Origin of the sequence: Pseudomonas sp. 57B-090624, from assembly GCF_003234055.1 — a bacterium.
Lineage (GTDB): Bacteria > Pseudomonadota > Gammaproteobacteria > Pseudomonadales > Pseudomonadaceae > Metapseudomonas > Metapseudomonas tohonis.
On record NZ_QKRU01000050.1, the window covers coordinates 24,236 to 43,074 of the forward strand.

Here is an 18,839-nt window from a genome sequence, read left to right on the forward strand (position 1 = left end):
CCCGCCGTCTCTATGCGCCAGCCGGGCTGACGTTAGAATGCCAGCAGTCACGTTCCATCGAAGCCAAGGAGCCGCCCGCATGTCCCTGACCAGTGTTGCCCTGATCGTCGCTGCCCTGCTGGTCGCCGCTTACGCGGTGACGCTCTACAACGCCCTGGTGCGCCTCAAGCACGGGGTGACCAAGGCCTGGTCGAACATCGAGGTGCTGCTCAAGCAGCGCCACGACGAGCTGCCCAAGCTGGTGGAGACCTGCAAGCAGTACATGCAGCACGAGCGCACCACCCTGGAGAACGTCATCGCCGCCCGCAACGCCGTGGCCAGCGCCCGCGAGCGTGGCGACGTCGGCGCCCTGGGCCAGGCCGAAAGCGGCCTGCGCGCGGGCCTCGGCCAACTCTTCGCCCTGGCGGAGAACTACCCGCAGCTCAAGGCTAACGAGAGCTTCCAGTTCCTCCAGCAGCGCATCAGCGGGCTGGAGAACGGCATCGCCGACCGCCGTGAGCTGTACAACGAGGCGGTGAACCTCAATAACGTGCGCATCGAGCAGTTCCCCGACGTGCTGCTGGCTCGCATGTTCGGCTTCAAGCCCGCCGAGCTGCTGGTGTTCAGCGAGGCCGAGAAAGCCGACGTCGACCTCAAGTCGCTGTTCAACTGATGGTCAGTGGCGATGCCGCCGGGCTCGCGATGAGCCTGGCCTTCAGCCTCGGCGCCTTCTTCGGCGGCGGCTGGTGGTGCCTCAAGCGCCTGTCCGAGGCGCGGTTCCTGCTGGATACGCCGACCTCGAAGATCCGCTCCGCCGCCCAGGGCTATGTCGAGCTCTATGGCGTCCTCCAGGAATCCACCCTCGGCCAGCTGCAGGCGCCGCTCACCGGCAAGCCCTGCCTGTGGTGGCGCTTCCGTATCGAGGAGTACCAGGAGAGCGGCAAGAACAAGAGCTGGCGGGTGATCGAGAGCGGCACCAGCGACCAGTGGCTGCAGCTGGGCGATGGCACCGGCGATTGCCTGATCGACCCACGCGGCGCCGAAGTGCGCCCGTCCACCCGCGAGGTGTGGAAGGGCAACCAGCGCCACCCTCGCAACGGAGCGGCGCACGCCGGCTTCTTTGGCATGTTGCTGGGGGGCGGTGAGTACCGCTACACCGAGGAACGTCTGCACGTCGGCGGCCCGCTCTACGCCATCGGCGATTTCCATACCGCCGGTGCCGGCCATCAGGGCTTCGATGGCACGGCGGCGCAGGGCGCGGTGATCCGTGAATGGAAGAGCGACTTCACCGGGCTGCTGAAGCGTTTCGACAGCAACGGCGACGGCCAGCTGGACGAGGCCGAGTGGAACCGCGTACGCCTTGCCGCCCAGCTGGAAGCCGAGGACCGCCACCGTTCCACCAGCGCCGCGCCGGCGGTCAACCACCTGCGCAAGCCGGGCGAGTCGCGACCCTTCCTGCTCTCCAGCCATGGCGAGGACGTGCTGGCACGCTCCTTCTACTGGCAGGCCCTGGGCGGGGCTGTCGTGTGCATCATCGGCGCGGTGGCCACTGTGTACCTGCTGCAGGTGACGGGGCTGATGTGAGCCTCTGCCTGGGCCTGCACGTTGGGCCTCGCTGCGCTCGGCGCCAACCTAGGGCACCGTGCCCTGTCGTTCAGTAGCCCGGGCTTCAGCCCGGGAAGGGCGCTCACGGACCCGCAAGGACTCGCGCGACAGCCATGAAAAAGCCCGCCATCGAGGCGGGCTTTTTCATGGCCGGGATTCAGAGCGTCGCGGGGTTGGAGGCGGCGTTGGTCAGGCGGCGCGCCTGCTTGAGGTAGCCGGTGAGTTCGCGGGCGGGCAGGGGCTTGCTGTACAGGTAGCCCTGACCCTCGTTGCAACCCTGGGAGATGATGTACGCCTCCTGTTCCTGGGTCTCCACGCCTTCGGCGATCACCTGCATGCCCAGGCTGCGGGCGAGCTGGATGATGGCACGCACGATGGTGGCGTCGTCCTCGTCCTCGAGCACGTCCTGGACGAAGCTCTTGTCGATCTTGATCTTGTCCAGCGGCAGGCTCTTCAGGTAGCTCAGCGAGGAGTAGCCGGTCCCGAAGTCGTCGATCGCGATCAGCGCGCCGGAGCGGCGCAGGCTCAGCAGGTGCTGGGCGGCGGTGGAGATGTCCTCCATCAGGCCGGTCTCGGTGACTTCCACTTCCAGGCTGCGCGGCGGCAGGCGGTAGACCTGCAGCAGGTTGTTGACCACACGCGGCAGCTCGGCGTGGTGCAACTGCACGGTGGAGAGGTTGATCGCCATGCGCAGTTCGCTGAAGCCCTGGTCGTGCCATTCGCGCAACTGGCGGCAGGCCTGGTCGAGCACCCACTCGCCGATGGGGATGATGGAGCCGTTCTGCTCGGCCAGGGGGATGAACAGGTCCGGCGGCACGAAGCCATGCTGCGGGTGCTGCCAGCGCAGCAGCGCCTCCACGCCGACCACGCGGTGGTCGCGGTAGTCGACCTGGGGTTGGTAGACCAGGTGCAGCTCGTTGCGGTTGAGGGCTTCGCGCAGGTCCTTCTCCAGCTCGCGGCGGCGACGCATCTCGCTGTCGACGCTGGCGATGTAGAACTGGTAGCGGTTGCGCGAGCGGCTCTTGGCCAGGGTCATGGTCTGTTCGGCTTTCTGCAGCAGCTTCTCGGTGCTGTCGCCGTCTTCCGGGAACAGGGTGATGCCGATGGTGGCGCGCAGGCGCACTTCCTGCTGTTCCAGGGCGAAGGGCGCCTCGAGGTCGTCGAGCACGCTCTGGGCCAGTTCGGCTGCTTCATAGGGTTGCTCGATATCGGCCTGGACCAGGGCGAACTGGTCGCCGCCCAGGCGGGCCAGCGCGCCGAGCCGGCCGCTGTGGCCGCGCAGGCGGTCGGCGAGGGCGATCAGCAACTGGTCGCCGGTCTGGTAGCTGAACTGCTCGTTGACGCCCTTGAAGTCGTCCAGCCCCACGCAGAGCACGGCGACGCGGCGCTGCAGGCGGCCGGCATCATCGAGGATCTGGTCCAGCTGCTGCTGCAGCTGCTGGCGGTTGGGCAGGCCGGTGAGGAAGTCGTACTGGGCCATGCGCAGCAAGCTGTTTTCCGCTTCCCGGCGCAGGTGGGTGTTGCGCTCGATGGAGGCCAGCAGCTCGTTGGCGGTGTTTATCCACAGCCCCAGTTCGTTCTTCTCGTTGCCCTTGAGCATGGGCAGCTTGTGTTCGCTGGGGCGGTCCGGGTTGATGTTGGTGAGGTGCTCGATGATCTTCGACAGCGGCTTGGTCAGCAGCCAGTGGTAGACCGAATAGAGCACCAGGCCCATGGCCAGGGCGCGCAACACGCCGGAGATGAAGATGATCACCGAGCTGATGACGAAGTCCTCGCCGTAGGGCGCGGTGTCCAGGGTGATGTTGAGGTCGCCGTAGTACTCGCTGTAAGGGCCGCGACCCACCAGCTGGGTGGTGAAGTTCTGTTCCTTGCCGAGGATCGCGTCGGTGAGCCAGCGCGTCGGCAGCTCCATCAGCGGGCGCGATTTTTCGGCGAGCATCGGCTCGTTGGGGTGGCCGATGGCGGCGAAGCGGACCGACTCGTGCTGGAACAGGCCCTCGATGACCTGCATGCCCATCTCCCGGTCGAGGCTGTAGACGGCCTGGGTCGAGGGATCGCGGAACATGCCGAGGATGCGATGGGCGTCGTTGGCCACCGCCTGCCGTGTCTTGTAGACGTCGAACACAATCTGCGCGCAGCTCAGCACCACACCGACCACCAGCGCGGACATCAGCACCACGCGGAGCAACTTCAGCGACAAGCTGTGTTTGAGATCCAGCTTCAAGTAGGGATTCCTTGTTCGATGCCGGTAGGCGTCAGACCGCTTGAGTATTGGCAAACACGAGATAGCCGTCAAAGGGCCATTACGCAAATGCGGGTATTTTCACCTTGCCCGGTCCTCTACCGGCGCATGGGCGGACGAACCTTGTCCCATCCCGCACTGTGTCGGTGCACATCCTCCCTACTTGAATGCCGTTCGACGGATTTATTCTGGCACAGCCTGGGCGAATGCCTTGGCGATCCGGCGGACGGCGAGGCCCGCTTGCCCGGCTGCGCGCCGTCGAGCGCCATGGCCCTGCAAGCTTCGCACCGGGGCGCGTCCGCACCGGGCGCGCAAATGAAAAGACCCGGCACCAGGGCCGGGTCTTCTCGTGAAGCTGGAGCGGGTCTCAGGCAGCGTAGTTCTTGGCTACGAAGTCCCAGTTGACCAGGTTCCAGAATGCCTCGACGTACTTCGGACGCAGGTTGCGGTAGTCGATGTAGTAGGCGTGTTCCCAGACGTCGCAGGTCAGCAGCGGGGTGTCGCCGCTGGTCAGCGGGCAGCCGGCACCGATGGTGCTGGCCAGGGCCAGGGAGCCGTCGGCCTTCTTCACCAGCCAGCCCCAGCCGGAGCCGAAGGTGCCGATGGAGGTCTTGCTGAACTCTTCCTTGAACTTGTCGAAGGAACCGAAGGCGGCGTTGATGGCGTCAGCCAGGGCGCCGGTGGGCTGGCCACCGCCGTTGGGGCTCAGGCAGTTCCAGTAGAAGGTGTGGTTCCACACCTGGGCGGCGTTGTTGAAGATGCCGCCCGACGAGGTCTTGACGATCTCTTCCAGGCTCTTGCCTTCGAACTCGGTGCCCGGAACCAGGTTGTTCAGGTTCACGACATAGGTGTTGTGGTGCTTGTCGTGGTGGAATTCCAGGGTCTCGGCGGAAATGTGCGGCTCGAGGGCATTCTTCTCGTACGGCAGCGGCGGCAATTCGAAAGCCATGTCTATCTCCTTCATCAGGTCTGGATTTGTGCGCGAGGCGCGGGGCCGTTCACGGGCGGCCGGTAGGCGGCTGCGAGTTTGTACTCTTTTTTGCCGCGAAGCCCGGATCATAGCATCGGCCCTGCGGCATAACCACGCAGCAAACGTGTGGAAATCGCGGCGCCAGGGCCTTTGCATCGTGCCTGAGGGGTTCGACAAGGCGTGCTCAGAGACCGTTCAGCAATTGTGCGGCCATGGCGAACATCATCAGCGCCACGCCGAAGTCGAGCAGGCGCCAGGTGGCCGGCCTGGCCAGCCAGGGTGCCAGCCAGGCGGCGCCCAGGGCCAGGGCGAAGAACCAGATCAGCGAGGCGCTGGCGGCGCCCAGGGCGTAGGCACCGGGCACCGGCTGCTGGGCGCCCAGGGAGCCGATCAGCAGCACCGTGTCCAGGTACACGTGGGGGTTGAGCAGGGTCACCGCCAGGGCTGCCAGCAGTACCGCCTTGCGTGAGCGCGGGCCGGCGTTTGCCGCCTGGTCCAGGGTCTGCGGGTTGAGCGCCCGGAGCAGTGCCTTGGCGCCGTACCAACTGAGGAAGGCGATGCCGCCCCAGCGCGCGACGGCCAGCAGCGTGGGGTTCTGGGCCAGCAGCGTGGCCAGGCCGAAGACGCCGGCGCAGACCAGCACCGCATCGCACAGCACGCAGAGCGCGGCCACCGGCAAGTGGTGCTCGCGGCGCAGGCTCTGGGCCAGGACGAAGGCGTTCTGCGCGCCGATGGCGATGATCAGCCCCGCCGCCACCAGCATCCCGTTGACGTAGCTCTGCCACATGGCTCAGGCCTCCCCGGCGCTGGCGGCCAGCGCCCGCAGGGTGGAGAGGGCACGCTCGGCATCGCGGCGGGCGACGAAGAGGTGGTCGTGGTAATAGCCGGCGATGACGTTGCAGCTGACGCCGGCCTGGGCGAGGGCGCCGGCGAAGGCGGCGGTCAGGCCGACGGCGGCCAGGGAGGAATGCACCTCCAGGGTGATCCAGGCGGCTACGTAGTCGTAGGCCAGGCCCAGGCGATCGGCGTCCTCGCGGGCCAGGATCACGGTCAGTCCCTCGCGCTCGCGGAAGCTGCCGACGGCCTCGCAGCCCTGCAGCGCGCGGGTGTCGGTGAGGGTGCAGAACACGTAGTCGCCCTCGTTCAGATGCGGGGACATGCTGCGGATCAGCAGTGCGAGGGAGGTTTCGCCGGCCATGGAGGGGGTCCTGTTCGAAGGGGAGATGTGGCGATTCTGCGGAGGAGGCGTGTATAAGAAAAACAAATCATGCTGATCCCCTATTAGGAAAATCGATTTGTTCGACTACAAGTTGCTTGCCGCCCTGGCGGCGGTGGTGGAGCAGGGCGGCTTCGAGCGTGCGGCGCAGGTACTCGGCCTGTCGCAGTCGGCGGTGTCCCAGCGCATCAAGCTGCTGGAGGCGCGGGTCGGCCAGCCGGTGCTGGTGCGCGCCACGCCGCCCACCTCGACCGAGATCGGCACCCGCCTTCTCAACCACGTGCAGCAGGTGCGCCTGCTGGAGCGCGACCTGCAGTCCCAGGTGCCGGCCCTGGACGAAGGTGGCCCCCGCGAGCGCCTGCGCATCGCCATCAACGCCGACACCCTGGCCACCTGGTGGGCGCGGGCGGTGGCGGATTTCTGCTCGCGACACGAGGTGCTGATGGACCTGGTGGTGGAAGACCAGGACGTCGGCCTCAAGCGCATGCGTGCTGGCGAGGTGGCGGGTTGCGTGTGCGGTGCCGAGCGGCCGGTGGCAGGGGCGCGCAGCATTTCCCTGGGCGCCATGCGCTACCGCGCTCTGGCCAGCCCGGCCTTCATCGCCCGGCACTTCGCCGAGGGCGTCACCCCGGCGGCGCTGGCCCGATCGCCCTCCATCGTCTATGGGCCCGACGACCTGCTCCAGCACCGCTACATGGAATCACTGGGCGTCGTCGGCAGCTTCCCCCATCACCTCTGCCCGTCGTCCGAGGGCTTCGTGCGCCTCACCGAAGGCGGCCTGGGCTGGGGGCTGGTGCCCGAGCACCAGGTGGAAGGCCAGCTGGCACGGGGGGAGCTGCGCGAGCTGATTCCCGGGCGCCCCATCGACGTGCCGCTTTACTGGCACCACTGGCGCCATGGCGGCGAGCTGCTCGCCCAGCTCACCGAGCACCTGGCCCACGCCGGTGCCCGCTGGCTGGTGCAGGCCTGATTCAGGCGATGCGGATGCGCCCGCTGCCCGGCAACTGCTCCACGCAGCGCTCGCCGAACAGCAGCGACGGCGTGCGGTAGCCCCCGGGCCCGTTGTAGGCGAGCAGGTGGCGCACGGCGAGCAGCACGCCGTGCACGGTGACCTCGTAGCCGTTGGCGGTTTCCAGGTGCGCGGTGCGGGTTTCCCCGGCGGCGTTGCGCACCTCGCCCCAGACCCAGGTACGCAGGCGTTCACGGGTGGCCTGGTCGGGGCCGCGCACGCGCTTGTCCACCTGGCCCTTCAGCCACTTCTGCGCCCCCGCGCCGCCCAGCAGGCCGCGCAGCGGGTCGATCAGGCGCATGCCCAGGGCCGCCGCCGGAGGTGCCGGCAGGTAGACCTCGATATTGGGGATGCCCGTGGAGTAATAGGCCGTGGCCACATCGCCCCAGGGGATGGTCACGGCATTCTTCTCGCCACGGCCGAAGTCGATGCGTCGCTGGCGATAGCCCAGAGGCACCCTGACCCGCTCGCCATCCCGGCGTACCTGCCCGCCCAGGCGCAGCCCCTCCACCGAGGTCTTGGCGGTGCCCGGCGACAGGCCGCTGCCGGTGTCGAAGCCCAGCGCCAGGTGGCTGGCATCCGGCAGCGCCTGCTTCAGGCAGGCCGCCACGCAATCGGTGGGAATGACGTCGAAGCCGACGCCCGGGCAGATCACCAGGGCCGCTTCCCTGGCCAGCAGGTCATAGGCGCGGGCCTGCTCGAACACGGCGATCTCGCCGGTGATGTCGACGTAGTGACTGGCGCTGGCCAGGCAGGCCTCGATCATCGGCGCGCTGGTGGCGGAGAAGGGGCCGGCGCAGTGGGCCACCACCGTGACCCCGGCGAGCGCCGCACGGCTGGCCAACGGGTCGGCCAGGTCGAAGGTGCGGGCGGGCAGCGACAGCTCGGCGGCGATGCGCTCCACCTCTTGCGCGTTGCGCCCGGCCAGTATGGGCGCCAGTCCCTGGCGCACCGCTTCGGCGGCTACCAGCCGGCCGGTGTAGCCGTTGGCGCCGTAGATCATCCAGGTTGAATCGCCCATGCCGTATCTCCTCGTTGACGTGGTCGACAAGACTAGCCGTCTCTTCGCCACGTGATGCCGGACCTAGGATGGGCGTCTTGGCTTTCAAGGTCGGGCCGCTGGCTCGCGACGCCACGGCGCCGCCGGGCCCGCGCTGCTAGAGTCGCAGGCATGACGAGAACACCGGGGGATGAGCAATGAAGATTCTGGTAACGGGGGCGAGCGGCTTCATCGGCGGGCGCTTCGCCCGCTTCGCGCTGGAGCAGGGCCTGGCGGTGCGGATCAATGGCCGTCGTCCCGAAGCGGTGGAGCACCTGGTGCGGCGCGGCGCTGAATTCGTCCAGGGCGACCTGGCCGACCCGGAACTGGCGCTGGCCCTCTGCGACGACGTCGAGGCCGTGGTGCACTGCGCCGGCGCGGTGGGGGTCTGGGGCAGCTACCCGCATTTCTACCAGGCCAACGTCGAAGTCACCGAGAACATGGTCGAAGCCTGCCTGAAGCGGAAGGTGCGGCGCCTGGTGCACCTGTCCTCGCCCTCCATCTATTTCGACGGTCGCTCCCACGTCGGCATCCGCGAGGAGCAGGTGCCCAAGCGCTTTTCCGACCACTACGGCGCCACCAAGTACCTGGCCGAGCAGAAGGTGTTCGCCGCCGAGGAGTTCGGCCTGGAAGTGATCGCCTTCCGCCCGCGCTTCGTCACCGGGGCCGGCGACACCAGCATCTTCCCGCGGCTGATCGAGATGCAGCGCAAGGGTCGCCTGGCGATCATCGGCAACGGCCTGAACAAGGTGGACTTCACCAGCGTGCACAACCTCAACGAGGTGCTGTTGAGCGGCCTGCTGGCGGCGGGGCCGGCACTGGGCAAGGTGTACAACATCAGCAACGGCCAGCCGATGCCGCTGTGGGACGTGGTCAACTACGTGCTGCGCCGCCTCGACCTGCCACCGGTGACCCGGCACATGCCCTTCGGCCTGGCCTATGGCGCGGCCACCCTCAACGAGACGGTCTGCAGGCTGCTGCCGGGGCGCCCGGAACCTTCGCTGTTCCGCCTCGGCGTGGCGGTGATGGCGCGGGATTTCTCCCTCGACATCAGCCGTGCGCAGCACTACCTGGAGTACGACCCCACGGCCAGCGTCTGGTCGGCGCTGGACGAGTTCTGCACCTGGTGGAAGGCCCGGCAGCCCTGAGGCGGCTCAGCCGCGCAGCGGGCCGGCGTACTGGGTGTACTTGCGGATCAGCTCTTCCTCGCTCAGCTCCTTCTTCACGCGGATGCCGGTGAGTTCGCTGAGCCGCTCGCCCAGGCTGATGATGCTGTCCTGTCGCGACTCGGCGCAGGCCTTGAGCATCGACTGGATGGCGTCGGGCTGGCTGAGACGGATGTCCAGCGCCTGCTCCTCGCGAATCTGCCGACGCAGGGTTTGCATGCAGTCCAGTACGGCTTTGGTCAGTTCCACGCGTAATCCCCCCATGATCAGAAGAGAGCTCCGTCCGTCTCTTCCCGGACCGGCGGAGCGCGTCGGGCCCCCACTGCACGGGCCCGCCAGGCTGAGGCGCCCCCAAGACGCCCTATGGGGTGATTAGCAAGGTGCGTACCAGTTCACGTATTCAGGAACCCTGGGGCCTGCAGCGGGTCGATCGACCGTGCGTCGCCCCGTGGCGGTGCGAAATCGCACCAGCTTGGCGCGACGCTGATGCCGCCCGAGCGAAACGGTATACTGGCGCACTTGTGGCCAGCCGCGGCCCTTAGCGCTCTCTTCCGAAGGTCAACCATGCGTAACGATGCTCTCGATGAACTGGACGATGTTCCCAGCCTGACCACCGATTCCCGGGATCGCGACGTGTACGGCCACCCTGGCCACGCCGCCCATGCCCAGCCCGGCCATGCGGGCCACGGCCATGCAGCGGCGGTCAAGGTGCCCAGCACCGGTCCGCTGTGGGCGTTGATCGGCGCGCTGCTGATCGCCTTCTGCGGCCTCGGCTGGTGGAGCTTCCAGCAGATCTCGCTGATGGAGCAGCAACTGGTCGCCACCCAGGAGAGCTTCGCCCGCATCAGCGAGGAAGCCGCCGGTCGCATCCAGGACATCAGCGGCAAGGTGGTCGCCACCGAATCCAACGTCACCAGCGGCAGCGAGTCGCTGAAGCTCGAGCTCAAGCAGCTGCAGGCCAAGGTCGCCGAACTGGTCAAGCAGCAGCAGAGCCTCAACACCCAGATCGGCGGCCAGGGCAAGCGTGTCGACCAGATCGCCGCCGACCTCAAGGCCCAGGAAGGCACCGCCGGCCAGCTCGACGGCCGCATCAAGGGCCTGGCGGACGAGCAGGGCAAGCTCAAGGCCGCCCAGGGCGATTCGTCCAGGGTCGACGAGCGCCTGAAGGCCCTCTCCGCTGAACTCGACGCGCTGAAGAAGCAGGGCAACCCGAACCAGGCGATCAAGAGCCTGGAACAGGACCTGCTGGTGCTGCGCAGCGAACTGGACAACCGCCCGGCACCGGCCCAGAACGTGGGCGGCAACACCGCCGAGTTCGACGCCTTCCGCGCGCAGATGACCCGCAACATCAGCACCCTGCAGAGCCAGGTGCAGAACCTGCAGCAGCAGATCAACGCCCGCTGACGCTGCCGCCATGAAAAGCCCCGCTCCGCAAGGACCGGGGCTTTTTCATGCCCGGACGGATCGCGATGTTGCCGGGGGCACCCTGTTGGGGCGAATTCATTCGCCCGTTCTGCATGCAATCGCGCTCCGTTGTCACCGGCACAATAGTGATGGGTTTCGCTGCGCTCTACGCCATCCTACGGCCGCGTGTTGGCCGGCGGCGCTTCCGTTGCCCGCACTTATCCACAGCCACGAAAAAGCCCCGGCCTTGCGGGCCGGGGCTTTGCTGTATCGCCAGCGTTGCCGCTTACAGGCGCGGGTAGTCGATGTAGCCGACCGGGCCCTTGCCGTAGAAGGTTTCCGGGTGCGGCTCGTTCAGCGGTGCGTCCTGGGCCAGGCGTGCCGGCAGGTCGGGGTTGGCGATGAAGGGGATGCCGAAGGCCACGGCGTCGGCCTTGCCTTCGGCCAGCCAGGCGTTGGCCTGTTCCTTGGTGAAGCGTTCGTTGGCGATGAACACGCCGCCGAAGGCTTCCTTCAGGCTCGGGGTCAGGCTGTCGTCGGCGGCCTTCTCGCGGGCGCAGATGAAGGCCACGCCTCGCTTGCCCAGCTCACGGGCGACGTAGCCGAAGGTCTCGGCGCGGTTGGAGTCGCCCATGTCGTGGGAGTCGGCGCGCGGCGCCAGGTGCACGCCCACGCGGCCGGCGCCCCACACCTTGATCAGCGCGTCGGTCACCTCCAGCAGCAGGCGTGCGCGGTTCTCCAGGGAGCCACCGTAGAGGTCGGTGCGCTTGTTGGTGCTGTCCTGCAGGAACTGGTCGATCAGGTAACCGTTGGCGGCATGCAGCTCCACGCCGTCGAAGCCGGCGGCCTGGGCGTTCTCGGCGCCCACGCGGTAGGCCTCGATGATGTCGCCGATCTCTTCGGTTTCCAGGGCACGGGGCACCGGGTAGTCACGCAGCGGGCGCAGCAGGCTGACGTGGCCCTTGGCGGCGATGGCGCTGGGTGCGACCGGGGTTTCGCCGCCCAGGTAGCTGGGGTCGGAGATGCGGCCCACGTGCCACAGCTGCAGGACGATCTTGCCGCCGTTGGCGTGCACCGCCTTGGTGATGTTGCTCCAGCCCTTGACCTGCTCGTCGCTCCAGATGCCGGGGGTGTCGGGGTAGCCGACGCCCAGCGGGGTCACGGAGGTGGCCTCGCTGATGATCAGGCCGGCGGACGCGCGCTGGGTGTAGTACTCGGCCATCAGCGCGTTGGGCACACGGCCCTCGTCGGCGCGGCAGCGGGTCAGCGGGGCCATGATGATGCGGTTGGCGAGTTCCAGTTCGCCGATCTTGATGGGATCGAAAAGCGTTGCCATGGGATACACCTCGGATTAGTCGAGAGCGGTTTCCAGCTCGGGTTTGCGTTGACTGAAGGTCAGGACGGTCGCGACCAGGGCGAGGATCGCCAGCACGGCTGCGGCCAGTGGGACACGGGTCAGGCCCAGGCCCTGGTCGATGACCAGGCCGCCGACCCAGGCGCCGAGGGCGTTGCCCACGTTGAAGGCGCCGATGTTGAGGGTGGAGACCAGGTTCGGCGCACCAGCGCCGAAGGCCACCACGTTGACTTGCAGGGCGGGCACGGCGGCGAAGGCGGCCGTGGCCCAGAGGAACAGGGTGATCTCGGTGGGAATCAGCGCCACGCTGGTCCAGCTCAGCGCCGTGGAGGCGACGGCCAGGGCGGCGAACACGCCCATCAGGGTCTGCGCCAGCTTCCAGTCGGCCAGGCGGCCGCCGATGACATTGCCCAGGGTCAGGCCCAGGCCGATCAGCAGCAGGCTCAGGGTCACGCCCCGGGGCGAGACGCCGGTGACCTCGCCCAGCAGCGGCGCCACGTAGGTGAAGATGCAGAACACCGCAGCGGAGAACAGCACGGTGGTCGACAGCGCCAGCCACAGCCCCGCGCCGTTGAGCGCGGCCAGTTCACTGCGCATGTCGGCCTTCTCTTCGTCATGCCGGTTGGGCAGCACGCGCCACAGGCCGATCAGTGCGGCGACGCCGATCAGGGTCACGGCCCAGAAGGTCGAGCGCCAGCCGGCGGCCTGGCCCAGCGCGGTACCCAGGGGCACGCCGAGCACGTTGGCCAGGGTCAGGCCGGTGAACATCAGCGCCACGGCCGAGGCCTTGCGGTTCTCCGGCACCAGGCTGGCGGCGACCACCGAACCGATGCCGAAGAAGGCACCGTGGCAGAGGGCGGTGATCACCCGCGCCAGCATCAGCAGTTCGTAGTTGGCGGCCACCGCGCACAGCAGGTTGCCGAGGATGAAGATGCCCATCAGCGCCAGCAGCGCGGCCTTGCGTGGGAAGCGGGCCGTGGCCATGGCCATGAACGGGGCGCCCACGGCCACGCCCAGGGCGTAGCCGGTGACCAGCCAGCCGGCACCGGGAATCGACACGCCGAGGTCGGCGGCCACATCGGGCAGCAGCCCCATGATCACGAACTCCGTGGTGCCGATGGCAAACGCGGACAAAGCGAGGACGAGAAGCGAAGTCGGCATTGGCCTGCTCCTGGAGAGTTGAGGGTTGTGGCAGGTATGAAGGCCTAGAGCTCGTCGCTCATCTGGCGAAGAAATTCACTGATTACGGCTTCATTTCTTTTGAAGAAGTTCCACTGCCCCACCTTGCGGCTGGTGACCAGCCCGGCACGCTGCAGGGTCGCCAGGTGCACCGAGACGGTGGATTGCGACAGCCCCGTGCGCTGGTCGAACTTGCCGGCGCAGACGCCGATCTCGAACGGGTGGTCCTGCTCGACGAAGTGCTTGTGCGGGTCTTTCAGCCACTGCAGCATCTCGCGCCGCACCGGGTGGGCGAGGGCCTTGATGATTTCGTCGATGTCGATGGGCGTGGTCATTCGAGTGGTCCGGGTGAAGCCATATCGGGAATGGACGAACTATATATCGGCTCCAGGCGATACGGGATCGTTTGTGCCGATAGTCTTCATCACGCCGGCTGATGGAAGCGCCCCCGGCCATGGGCGTAAGCTTGGCCGATGAATTACCTCGCCCACCTGCACCTCGGCGGCGACCAGCCCGCCCAACTGCTCGGCAGCCTCTACGGCGACTTCGTCAAGGGGCCGCTGGACGGGCGCTGGCCGGCGGACATCGAGGCCGGCATCCGCCTGCATCGGCGCATCGACGTGTTCACCGATGCCCACCCGCTGACCGCCGAGGCCAGGGCGCTGTTCCCGGCCGAGCGCCGCCGCGTCGCCAGCATCCTGCTCGACCTGTTCTTCGACCACTGCCTGGCGCGTGACTGGCAGCGCTATGCCGAGGTGCCGCTACCGGCCTTCACCGGCCAGGTCTACCGGGTGCTGGCCGAGGAGCCGGCGCTGCCCGAGCGGCTGGCCTTCATCGCCCCGCGCATGGCCGCGCAGGACTGGCTCGGCAGCTACCGCGACTTCGCGATCATCGAGCAGGTGCTGCTCGGCATGTCGCGGCGCTTCTCCCGTCCCGGCCTGCTGGACGGCGCCTTCGCGGAGATCGAGCGGCTGTACGAGCCGCTCAGCGATACCTTCCGTCGCTTCTACCCCGAACTGCAGGGCTTCGCCTCCGCGGCATCCCGCCGCGCTTGACCTGCATCAAGCGCCATAGCCCCGTAGCGGCGTGCAATATCCGTAGCTAACGGGTTACGGAGGTGCCCCATGAAATCCCTGCTGCTGGCGACCGACCTGTCCTCGCGCTCCGAGCGCGCCCTGCTGCGCGCCGCAAGCCTGGTGCGGCAGTTCGATTGCCCCTGGTTCATCCTTCACGTGGTCGACAGCGACCAGCCGCAGCTGCGCGTCGAGCTGGAGGTCGAGCAGATCCGCCGCGACCTCCAGGCGCGCCTCGGCGAATTCACCGAACGGGCCGGCCGCGCCCCGGAAATTTGGGTGGAGGCCGGCGACCCGGCGCCGCGCATCGCCGAATGCGCGCGCTGGGGCGACATCGACCTGCTGGTGATGGGGGTTCACCGGCGCAACGCCCTGCGCGACGTCTTCGTCGGCACCACCCTCGAGCGCGTGGTGCGCACCTGCGAGAAACCGGTGCTGGTGGTCAACCGCGAGCCCGAGTCCTCCTACCGTGACCTGGTGCTGGCCCTCGACCTCTCGCCCACCTCGGCCCGTGCCGTGCGGGCGGCCAAGGCGCTGGGGCTGATGGATGGCGCGCGTTGCCGGGCGGTGCACGCCTTCGAGCCCTTCGCCAAGGTGATGCTGATGAACGCCGGCATCACCACCCCGATGCTCGACGATCACCTCTCCAGCGAAGAGCGCAATGCGCGGCTCAACCTGGCCGGCTTCCTCGAAGAGCAGGGCCTGCTGGGCGTGGTGGGGGAGCAACGGGTGGAAGAAGGGTTGCCGATGACCGTCCTGCGCCGGGTCATGGCCGACTCGCCACCGGACCTGCTGGTGCTGGGCACCCGGGGCATGGGCGGGATCAAGCGAGTGCTGATCGGCAGCGTCGCCGATGCGGCGCTGCGCGAATTCGAGTGCGACATCCTCGCGGTCCCGCCGGGGCGGGACTGAGGTTCAGGCCGCCAGCTCCTCGGCGGCTTCCTCGCCGAACAGCCGCGTACGGATCGCGTCATGGGCCTGGCGGCTGACCACCGTGCGGCTCTGGTCGAGCGTGGGGATGGGCGGCAGCAGGTGGATCTCCACCTCGGCCACCTCGCTGCCCAGCAGGCGCAGCAGGTGCGAGAGCAGATCGTCGTCGCCGATGAAGGGTGCTATCCCGTCACGCTGGCCGTCGCGCAGGTAACGGATCGCCACCGGTTGCACCGGCACGCCGGTTTCGCAGGCGCTGGTCAGCAGGCGGCTGTGGAAGGTGCGCAGCAGGCTGCCGTCGGTGGTGGTGCCTTCGGGGAAGATCGCCAGCTGGCGGCCCAGCCCCAGGTGGCGGGCGAGTTGCTGGCCCACCAGGTTGCTGTCGCCCGCGCCACGGCGGATGAACAGCGTCCCGGCCTTGTGCGCCAGCCAGCCGGCGACCGGCCAGGCACGGACTTCGGCCTTGGACAGGAACGACAGCGGCGCGAGCATGCCCAGCAGCGGGATATCGGTCCAGGACACGTGGTTGGACACCCATAGCATCGGCTGGCGCGGTACGGCCCCCGTCACCTTCACGCGAAAGGGCAGGGCAGCGCTCAGGCGGGCGAGGAACCAGCGGGTCAGGCGCTGGCGCCGCACCATCAGGTCGCGGCCCCGGAACAGGCGCTCCAGCATCCCGACCCAGCAGGCCAGCAGCAGGCCGAGGCCGACCACCGCCAGCAGGCGGGCGATGCGCAGGTACAGGCGCAGCTTGCTCATGCCGGTGCCTCCGTTCAGACCGCCGCCTTGAAGTGGCGGGCGTAGCGCGGGCAGAGCTCGTCGCGCTTGAGCAGGATGAACACGTCGGCGACCTGGAAGTCCTGGTCCCAGCAGGGCTCGCCGCAGATCTTCGCGCCCAGGCGCATGTAGGCCTTGAGCAGCGGCGGCATCTCGGCGATGACGTTGCCGGGCAACTCCAGTGCCGGCAGCGGGGTGCGCGGTTCGGCACGCAGGTGTTCGGTGCACAGGTAGCGCTCGCGCAGGCGCTGCATGATGGCCTGGGCCTGGATGCCGCCGTCCTGCATGGGGATGCTGGCGCAGCCCATCAGGTAGCGGTAGCCGCCTTCGTTGAGCACCTCGGCCAGCTCGCTCCAGAGCACGGCGATGGTGCCGCCGTTGCGGTAGGCCGGGTCGACGCAGGTGCGGCCGATCTCCAGCACCGGGCCTTGCAGGTCGCCCAGGCCTACCAGCTGGAATTCCTCCTCGCTGTAGAAGCGGCCGATGTCGTGGGCGGCGCGGTGATCGAGCAGGCGGGTGGTGGCCACCAGGCGGTCGCTGTCCAGGTCGCGCACGCCGATGTGCATGCAATGCGGATCGTAGTCGTCCATGTCGAGGCCGAACTCGGCGCCCTTGAGCTTGGCGTCGAACTCCGCGCTGAACACCTGGTAGCGCAGGGCCTGGGCTTCACGCAGCGCGGCGATGCCGGTCAGGCGCTCGGCCTGCAGGCGGCGTGGGCTTTTCTCGCCGCGGGCGGCGTTGTCGCGGGTGATGGCGATCTGAGTCATGAATGAAGCCTCCGTTAGCCGGCTAGATCCCGGTTGCAGCCGGTCGATCTTGTTGTGCAAAGTCAGGCTAGGGAGACCCGGTGTCACCACCATGACGTTTCCGTGATGCTTGAATGACAGCGACCCAAGGAGCCCGACATGACCTGGCAACGCCTGCTGGATATCAACGATCGCCTGCCCACCGCCCCCCTGGAGGACTGGTACGGCACGCTGCTGGAGCGCCTGGGCGAAGCCTCGCCCTTCGAGCTGGCGGTGCTCGGCGGGCGGCTCGCCGCGACGCCGGGCCTGGCCTTCCTCGCGGGCTACCAGGGCGCGCTGCGCCTGCTCTGGCCATCGGCACCGCAGAGCCTCGGCGCCCTGTGCGTGACCGAAAGCCGCAGCACCCGCCCGGCGGACATGCAGACCCGCCTGAGCGGGCTGAGCCTGTCCGGGCGCAAGGATTTCGTCACTGCCGCCGACGCCGCCGACTGGCTGCTGGTGGCCGCCCGCGAGGAAGCCGAAGGCCAGCCGCCGCGCCTGGCCCTGGTGGTGGTGCGCAACGGCGACCCGGGCGTACGCATCGAGCGCTTGCCGTCGCTGCCGCTGATGCCGGATATCCCCCACGCCCGCCTGCACCTGGACGGCGCCCATTGCGAGCGCCTGGCCGGCGATGGCTGGGATGCCTACGTGAAGCCCTTCCGCAGCATCGAGGACCTGCACGTGCTCGCCGCCATCGGTGGCTGGCTGCTCGGCATCGGCCGTGACAGCGGCTGGCCGGAAGCCCTGCAGCTGCGCCTGCTGGGGCTGCTGGGCAGCGCAGCCGAGGTTTCGCGCCTGTGCGCCACCAGCCCGGTGATGCACCTGATGCTGGCCGGCCTGTTCGCCCAGTTCGACGGCCTGCGCCCCGAGCTGGAAGCCGCGCTGGCCGAAGGCCCGCAGGAGTGGGCCGGCCTCTGGCAGCGCGACCAGGGCGTGCTCAGCCTCGCCGTCGGCCCCCGCGCCAAACGCCTGGAAAAAGCCCGCGCCAGCCTCGGCCTGGTCTGAACTGCAGAGCTCCGTAGGTTGGGCCGGGTTCGTAGGATGGGTAGCGCTACGCGAAACCCATCATCGGGGGCCCGGCCGGGCCTCGCCTGGTGGAGGAAAAGAGCGTCCTCCACCCTGCGCCCCGATCCACCCCCACCCATCGCGACACGGCGCGCGTCCCTGCGACGTTTTCGCCCTTGACGCCGGGTTCGCTTGATTCAGGTCAGTACGGGAAAAATCCACAACCACGATTCTGGCCGCCGCAACCAATTCGAGGTTTCCATGCGGCGTGAACCCATAGTGCTGTTCGACAACGGCGCCCACCAATGCCTGATGTTCGACGACCTGGTCAGTGGTGATGGCGTGCAGTCCAACCAGTTCCTGATCACCGATCATGAGCAATACCTGCTGCTCGACCCGGGCGGCGACCTGACCTACACCCCTCTGTCGCTGGAGCTGTCCAAGCACATCCCGCTGCAGGAGCTGACCTACATCTTCGCCTCCCACCAGGACCCGGACATCATCGCGTCGCTGGACAAGTGGCTGCTGCACACCCGCGCCAAGGTCATCTGCTCCAAGCTCTGGGCGCGCTTCCTGCCGCACCTGACGGCCAACTACCTGGCCATCAGCCACGGCATCTCCACCTACGACCGCATCATCGCGCTGCCCGACCGTGGCCAGTCGATCCCGCTGGGGCGTTGCAACCTCAAGGCGGTGCCGGCGCACTTCCTGCACTCGGTGGGCAACTTCCAGATCTACGACCCGATCAGCAAGATCCTCTTCTCCGGCGACATGGGCGCATCCATGGTCGACGACGCCAACCCGGTGCGTGATTTCGTCAACCATGTGCCGGAGATGGAGGGCTTCCACCGTCGCTACATGGCCGGCAACAAGGCCTGTCGCCTGTGGGCCGCCATGGTCCGCGAGATGGACGTGGAGATGATCGTGCCGCAGCACGGCCGCCCCTTCGTCGGCAAGGAGATGATCAGTGCCTTCCTCTACTGGATCGAGAACCTGCAATGCGGCCTCGACCTGATGGGCCCGGACGATTACCGGCTGCCCCGCTGAGCACTGACCTTTCGCGCCGAATGTCCCCGCAAGCGGCACGTTCGGCGCTTTTTAGCGTC

General features: G+C 68.0%; 20 protein-coding genes. 9 read left to right on the plus strand and 11 right to left on the minus strand.

Annotation, left to right across the window (positions count from 1 at the left end; all coding sequences use genetic code 11):
• Window positions 1-79: 79 nt before the first annotated feature.
• Together DMX10_RS21930 and DMX10_RS21935 are read left to right on the plus strand one after the other, a co-directional pair.
• Window positions 80-652 (plus strand): LemA family protein, encoded by a 573-nt coding sequence (locus DMX10_RS21930; protein ID WP_111263059.1) that lies wholly within the window; start codon window positions 80-82, stop codon window positions 650-652.
• A complete protein-coding gene (locus DMX10_RS21935) occupies window positions 652-1,563 on the plus strand; it encodes a GIDE domain-containing protein (protein WP_111263060.1) in 912 nt (303 codons plus the stop codon). Before DMX10_RS21930 ends, DMX10_RS21935 begins: the two co-directional genes overlap by 1 nt.
• Before the next feature lie 178 nt (window positions 1,564-1,741).
• Here DMX10_RS21935 and DMX10_RS21940 read toward each other — a convergent pair whose 3' ends face one another.
• The 4 genes from DMX10_RS21940 to DMX10_RS21955 all read right to left on the minus strand — a co-directional run bounded on the left by DMX10_RS21940 (window position 1,742) and on the right by DMX10_RS21955 (window position 5,994).
• Window positions 1,742-3,808: a bifunctional diguanylate cyclase/phosphodiesterase gene (locus tag DMX10_RS21940; RefSeq protein WP_111263061.1), complete on the minus strand. Its 2,067-nt coding sequence runs from the start codon at window positions 3,806-3,808 to the stop codon at window positions 1,742-1,744.
• 385 nt (window positions 3,809-4,193) lie between these two features.
• On the minus strand, window positions 4,194-4,775 hold the full coding sequence (gene sodB, locus DMX10_RS21945) for a superoxide dismutase [Fe] (RefSeq protein WP_111263062.1): 582 nt from the start codon (window positions 4,773-4,775) through the stop codon (window positions 4,194-4,196).
• Between the two features lie 205 nt (window positions 4,776-4,980).
• On the minus strand, window positions 4,981-5,583 hold the full coding sequence (locus DMX10_RS21950) for a LysE/ArgO family amino acid transporter (protein ID WP_111263063.1): 603 nt from the start codon (window positions 5,581-5,583) through the stop codon (window positions 4,981-4,983).
• 3 nt (window positions 5,584-5,586) lie between these two features.
• Window positions 5,587-5,994: an ACT domain-containing protein gene (locus tag DMX10_RS21955; RefSeq protein WP_111263064.1), complete on the minus strand. Its 408-nt coding sequence runs from the start codon at window positions 5,992-5,994 to the stop codon at window positions 5,587-5,589.
• Window positions 5,995-6,085: 91 nt separating this feature from the next.
• On the opposite strand from DMX10_RS21955, the gene DMX10_RS21960 reads away from it, so the two are divergent.
• On the plus strand, window positions 6,086-6,982 hold the full coding sequence (locus DMX10_RS21960; RefSeq protein ID WP_178082994.1) for a LysR family transcriptional regulator ArgP: 897 nt from the start codon (window positions 6,086-6,088) through the stop codon (window positions 6,980-6,982).
• Window position 6,983: 1 nt separating this feature from the next.
• Here DMX10_RS21960 and DMX10_RS21965 read toward each other — a convergent pair whose 3' ends face one another.
• Window positions 6,984-8,042 (minus strand): trans-acting enoyl reductase family protein, encoded by a 1,059-nt coding sequence (locus tag DMX10_RS21965; RefSeq protein WP_111263066.1) that lies wholly within the window; start codon window positions 8,040-8,042, stop codon window positions 6,984-6,986.
• 176 nt (window positions 8,043-8,218) lie between these two features.
• On the opposite strand from DMX10_RS21965, the gene DMX10_RS21970 reads away from it, so the two are divergent.
• A complete protein-coding gene (locus DMX10_RS21970; RefSeq protein ID WP_111263067.1) occupies window positions 8,219-9,208 on the plus strand; it encodes an NAD(P)-dependent oxidoreductase in 990 nt (329 codons plus the stop codon).
• A gap of 6 nt (window positions 9,209-9,214) precedes the next feature.
• Here the strand turns inward: DMX10_RS21970 and DMX10_RS21975 are convergent, their stop codons facing one another.
• A complete protein-coding gene (locus tag DMX10_RS21975) occupies window positions 9,215-9,475 on the minus strand; it encodes a hypothetical protein (protein ID WP_111263068.1) in 261 nt (86 codons plus the stop codon).
• A 315-nt stretch (window positions 9,476-9,790) separates the two neighbouring features.
• On the opposite strand from DMX10_RS21975, the gene DMX10_RS21980 reads away from it, so the two are divergent.
• Window positions 9,791-10,630 carry an ATPase gene (locus DMX10_RS21980; RefSeq protein WP_111263069.1) on the plus strand — a complete coding sequence of 280 codons (840 nt, stop codon included), beginning with the start codon at window positions 9,791-9,793 and terminating at the stop codon, window positions 10,628-10,630.
• 286 nt (window positions 10,631-10,916) lie between these two features.
• On the opposite strand, the gene DMX10_RS21985 is transcribed toward DMX10_RS21980, so the two are convergent.
• The 3 genes from DMX10_RS21985 to DMX10_RS21995 are packed head-to-tail and all read right to left on the minus strand — an operon-like array spanning window position 10,917 to window position 13,498.
• Entirely contained in the window at window positions 10,917-11,966 is a 1,050-nt protein-coding gene (locus DMX10_RS21985) for an alkene reductase (protein WP_111263070.1), read from the minus strand.
• 15 nt (window positions 11,967-11,981) lie between these two features.
• A complete protein-coding gene (locus tag DMX10_RS21990) occupies window positions 11,982-13,145 on the minus strand; it encodes an MFS transporter (RefSeq protein WP_111263071.1) in 1,164 nt (387 codons plus the stop codon).
• A gap of 44 nt (window positions 13,146-13,189) precedes the next feature.
• Window positions 13,190-13,498: a helix-turn-helix transcriptional regulator gene (locus tag DMX10_RS21995; protein WP_111263072.1), complete on the minus strand. Its 309-nt coding sequence runs from the start codon at window positions 13,496-13,498 to the stop codon at window positions 13,190-13,192.
• A 138-nt stretch (window positions 13,499-13,636) separates the two neighbouring features.
• On the opposite strand from DMX10_RS21995, the gene DMX10_RS22000 reads away from it, so the two are divergent.
• Window positions 13,637-14,218 carry an ACP phosphodiesterase gene (locus DMX10_RS22000; protein ID WP_111263073.1) on the plus strand — a complete coding sequence of 194 codons (582 nt, stop codon included), beginning with the start codon at window positions 13,637-13,639 and terminating at the stop codon, window positions 14,216-14,218.
• A gap of 69 nt (window positions 14,219-14,287) precedes the next feature.
• Window positions 14,288-15,148 carry a universal stress protein gene (locus DMX10_RS22005; protein WP_111263074.1) on the plus strand — a complete coding sequence of 287 codons (861 nt, stop codon included), beginning with the start codon at window positions 14,288-14,290 and terminating at the stop codon, window positions 15,146-15,148.
• A gap of 3 nt (window positions 15,149-15,151) precedes the next feature.
• Here the strand turns inward: DMX10_RS22005 and DMX10_RS22010 are convergent, their stop codons facing one another.
• Window positions 15,152-15,925 (minus strand): 1-acyl-sn-glycerol-3-phosphate acyltransferase, encoded by a 774-nt coding sequence (locus tag DMX10_RS22010; RefSeq protein WP_111263075.1) that lies wholly within the window; start codon window positions 15,923-15,925, stop codon window positions 15,152-15,154.
• Window positions 15,926-15,939: 14 nt separating this feature from the next.
• A complete protein-coding gene (gene olsB / locus DMX10_RS22015; RefSeq protein WP_111263076.1) occupies window positions 15,940-16,710 on the minus strand; it encodes an L-ornithine N(alpha)-acyltransferase in 771 nt (256 codons plus the stop codon).
• Between the two features lie 138 nt (window positions 16,711-16,848).
• Between olsB and DMX10_RS22020 the strand changes: the two genes are divergently transcribed.
• Together DMX10_RS22020 and DMX10_RS22025 are read left to right on the plus strand one after the other, a co-directional pair.
• Window positions 16,849-17,733, plus strand: a complete 885-nt coding sequence (locus DMX10_RS22020) for an acyl-CoA dehydrogenase family protein (RefSeq protein WP_111263077.1) — start codon at window positions 16,849-16,851, stop codon at window positions 17,731-17,733.
• 261 nt (window positions 17,734-17,994) lie between these two features.
• A complete protein-coding gene (locus tag DMX10_RS22025) occupies window positions 17,995-18,780 on the plus strand; it encodes an MBL fold metallo-hydrolase (protein ID WP_111263078.1) in 786 nt (261 codons plus the stop codon).
• Window positions 18,781-18,839 lie beyond the last annotated feature (59 nt).

What these genes read in the sequence shown, in the direction of transcription:
- olsB (WP_111263076.1), bottom strand. Translation starts at nt 16,710, where the DNA reads ATGACTCAGATCGCCATCACCCGCGACAACGCCGCCCGCGGCGAGAAA.
- DMX10_RS22020 (WP_111263077.1), top strand. Translation starts at nt 16,849, where the DNA reads ATGACCTGGCAACGCCTGCTGGATATCAACGATCGCCTGCCCACCGCC.
- DMX10_RS21980 (WP_111263069.1), top strand. Translation starts at nt 9,791, where the DNA reads ATGCGTAACGATGCTCTCGATGAACTGGACGATGTTCCCAGCCTGACC.
- DMX10_RS21955 (WP_111263064.1), bottom strand. Translation starts at nt 5,994, where the DNA reads ATGGCCGGCGAAACCTCCCTCGCACTGCTGATCCGCAGCATGTCCCCG.
- DMX10_RS22000 (WP_111263073.1), top strand. Translation starts at nt 13,637, where the DNA reads ATGAATTACCTCGCCCACCTGCACCTCGGCGGCGACCAGCCCGCCCAA.
- sodB (WP_111263062.1), bottom strand. Translation starts at nt 4,775, where the DNA reads ATGGCTTTCGAATTGCCGCCGCTGCCGTACGAGAAGAATGCCCTCGAG.
- DMX10_RS21995 (WP_111263072.1), bottom strand. Translation starts at nt 13,498, where the DNA reads ATGACCACGCCCATCGACATCGACGAAATCATCAAGGCCCTCGCCCAC.
- DMX10_RS21930 (WP_111263059.1), top strand. Translation starts at nt 80, where the DNA reads ATGTCCCTGACCAGTGTTGCCCTGATCGTCGCTGCCCTGCTGGTCGCC.
- DMX10_RS22025 (WP_111263078.1), top strand. Translation starts at nt 17,995, where the DNA reads ATGCGGCGTGAACCCATAGTGCTGTTCGACAACGGCGCCCACCAATGC.
- DMX10_RS21935 (WP_111263060.1), top strand. Translation starts at nt 652, where the DNA reads ATGGTCAGTGGCGATGCCGCCGGGCTCGCGATGAGCCTGGCCTTCAGC.
- DMX10_RS21985 (WP_111263070.1), bottom strand. Translation starts at nt 11,966, where the DNA reads ATGGCAACGCTTTTCGATCCCATCAAGATCGGCGAACTGGAACTCGCC.
- DMX10_RS22010 (WP_111263075.1), bottom strand. Translation starts at nt 15,925, where the DNA reads ATGAGCAAGCTGCGCCTGTACCTGCGCATCGCCCGCCTGCTGGCGGTG.
- DMX10_RS21965 (WP_111263066.1), bottom strand. Translation starts at nt 8,042, where the DNA reads ATGGGCGATTCAACCTGGATGATCTACGGCGCCAACGGCTACACCGGC.
- DMX10_RS21970 (WP_111263067.1), top strand. Translation starts at nt 8,219, where the DNA reads ATGAAGATTCTGGTAACGGGGGCGAGCGGCTTCATCGGCGGGCGCTTC.
- DMX10_RS22005 (WP_111263074.1), top strand. Translation starts at nt 14,288, where the DNA reads ATGAAATCCCTGCTGCTGGCGACCGACCTGTCCTCGCGCTCCGAGCGC.
- DMX10_RS21950 (WP_111263063.1), bottom strand. Translation starts at nt 5,583, where the DNA reads ATGTGGCAGAGCTACGTCAACGGGATGCTGGTGGCGGCGGGGCTGATC.
- DMX10_RS21990 (WP_111263071.1), bottom strand. Translation starts at nt 13,145, where the DNA reads ATGCCGACTTCGCTTCTCGTCCTCGCTTTGTCCGCGTTTGCCATCGGC.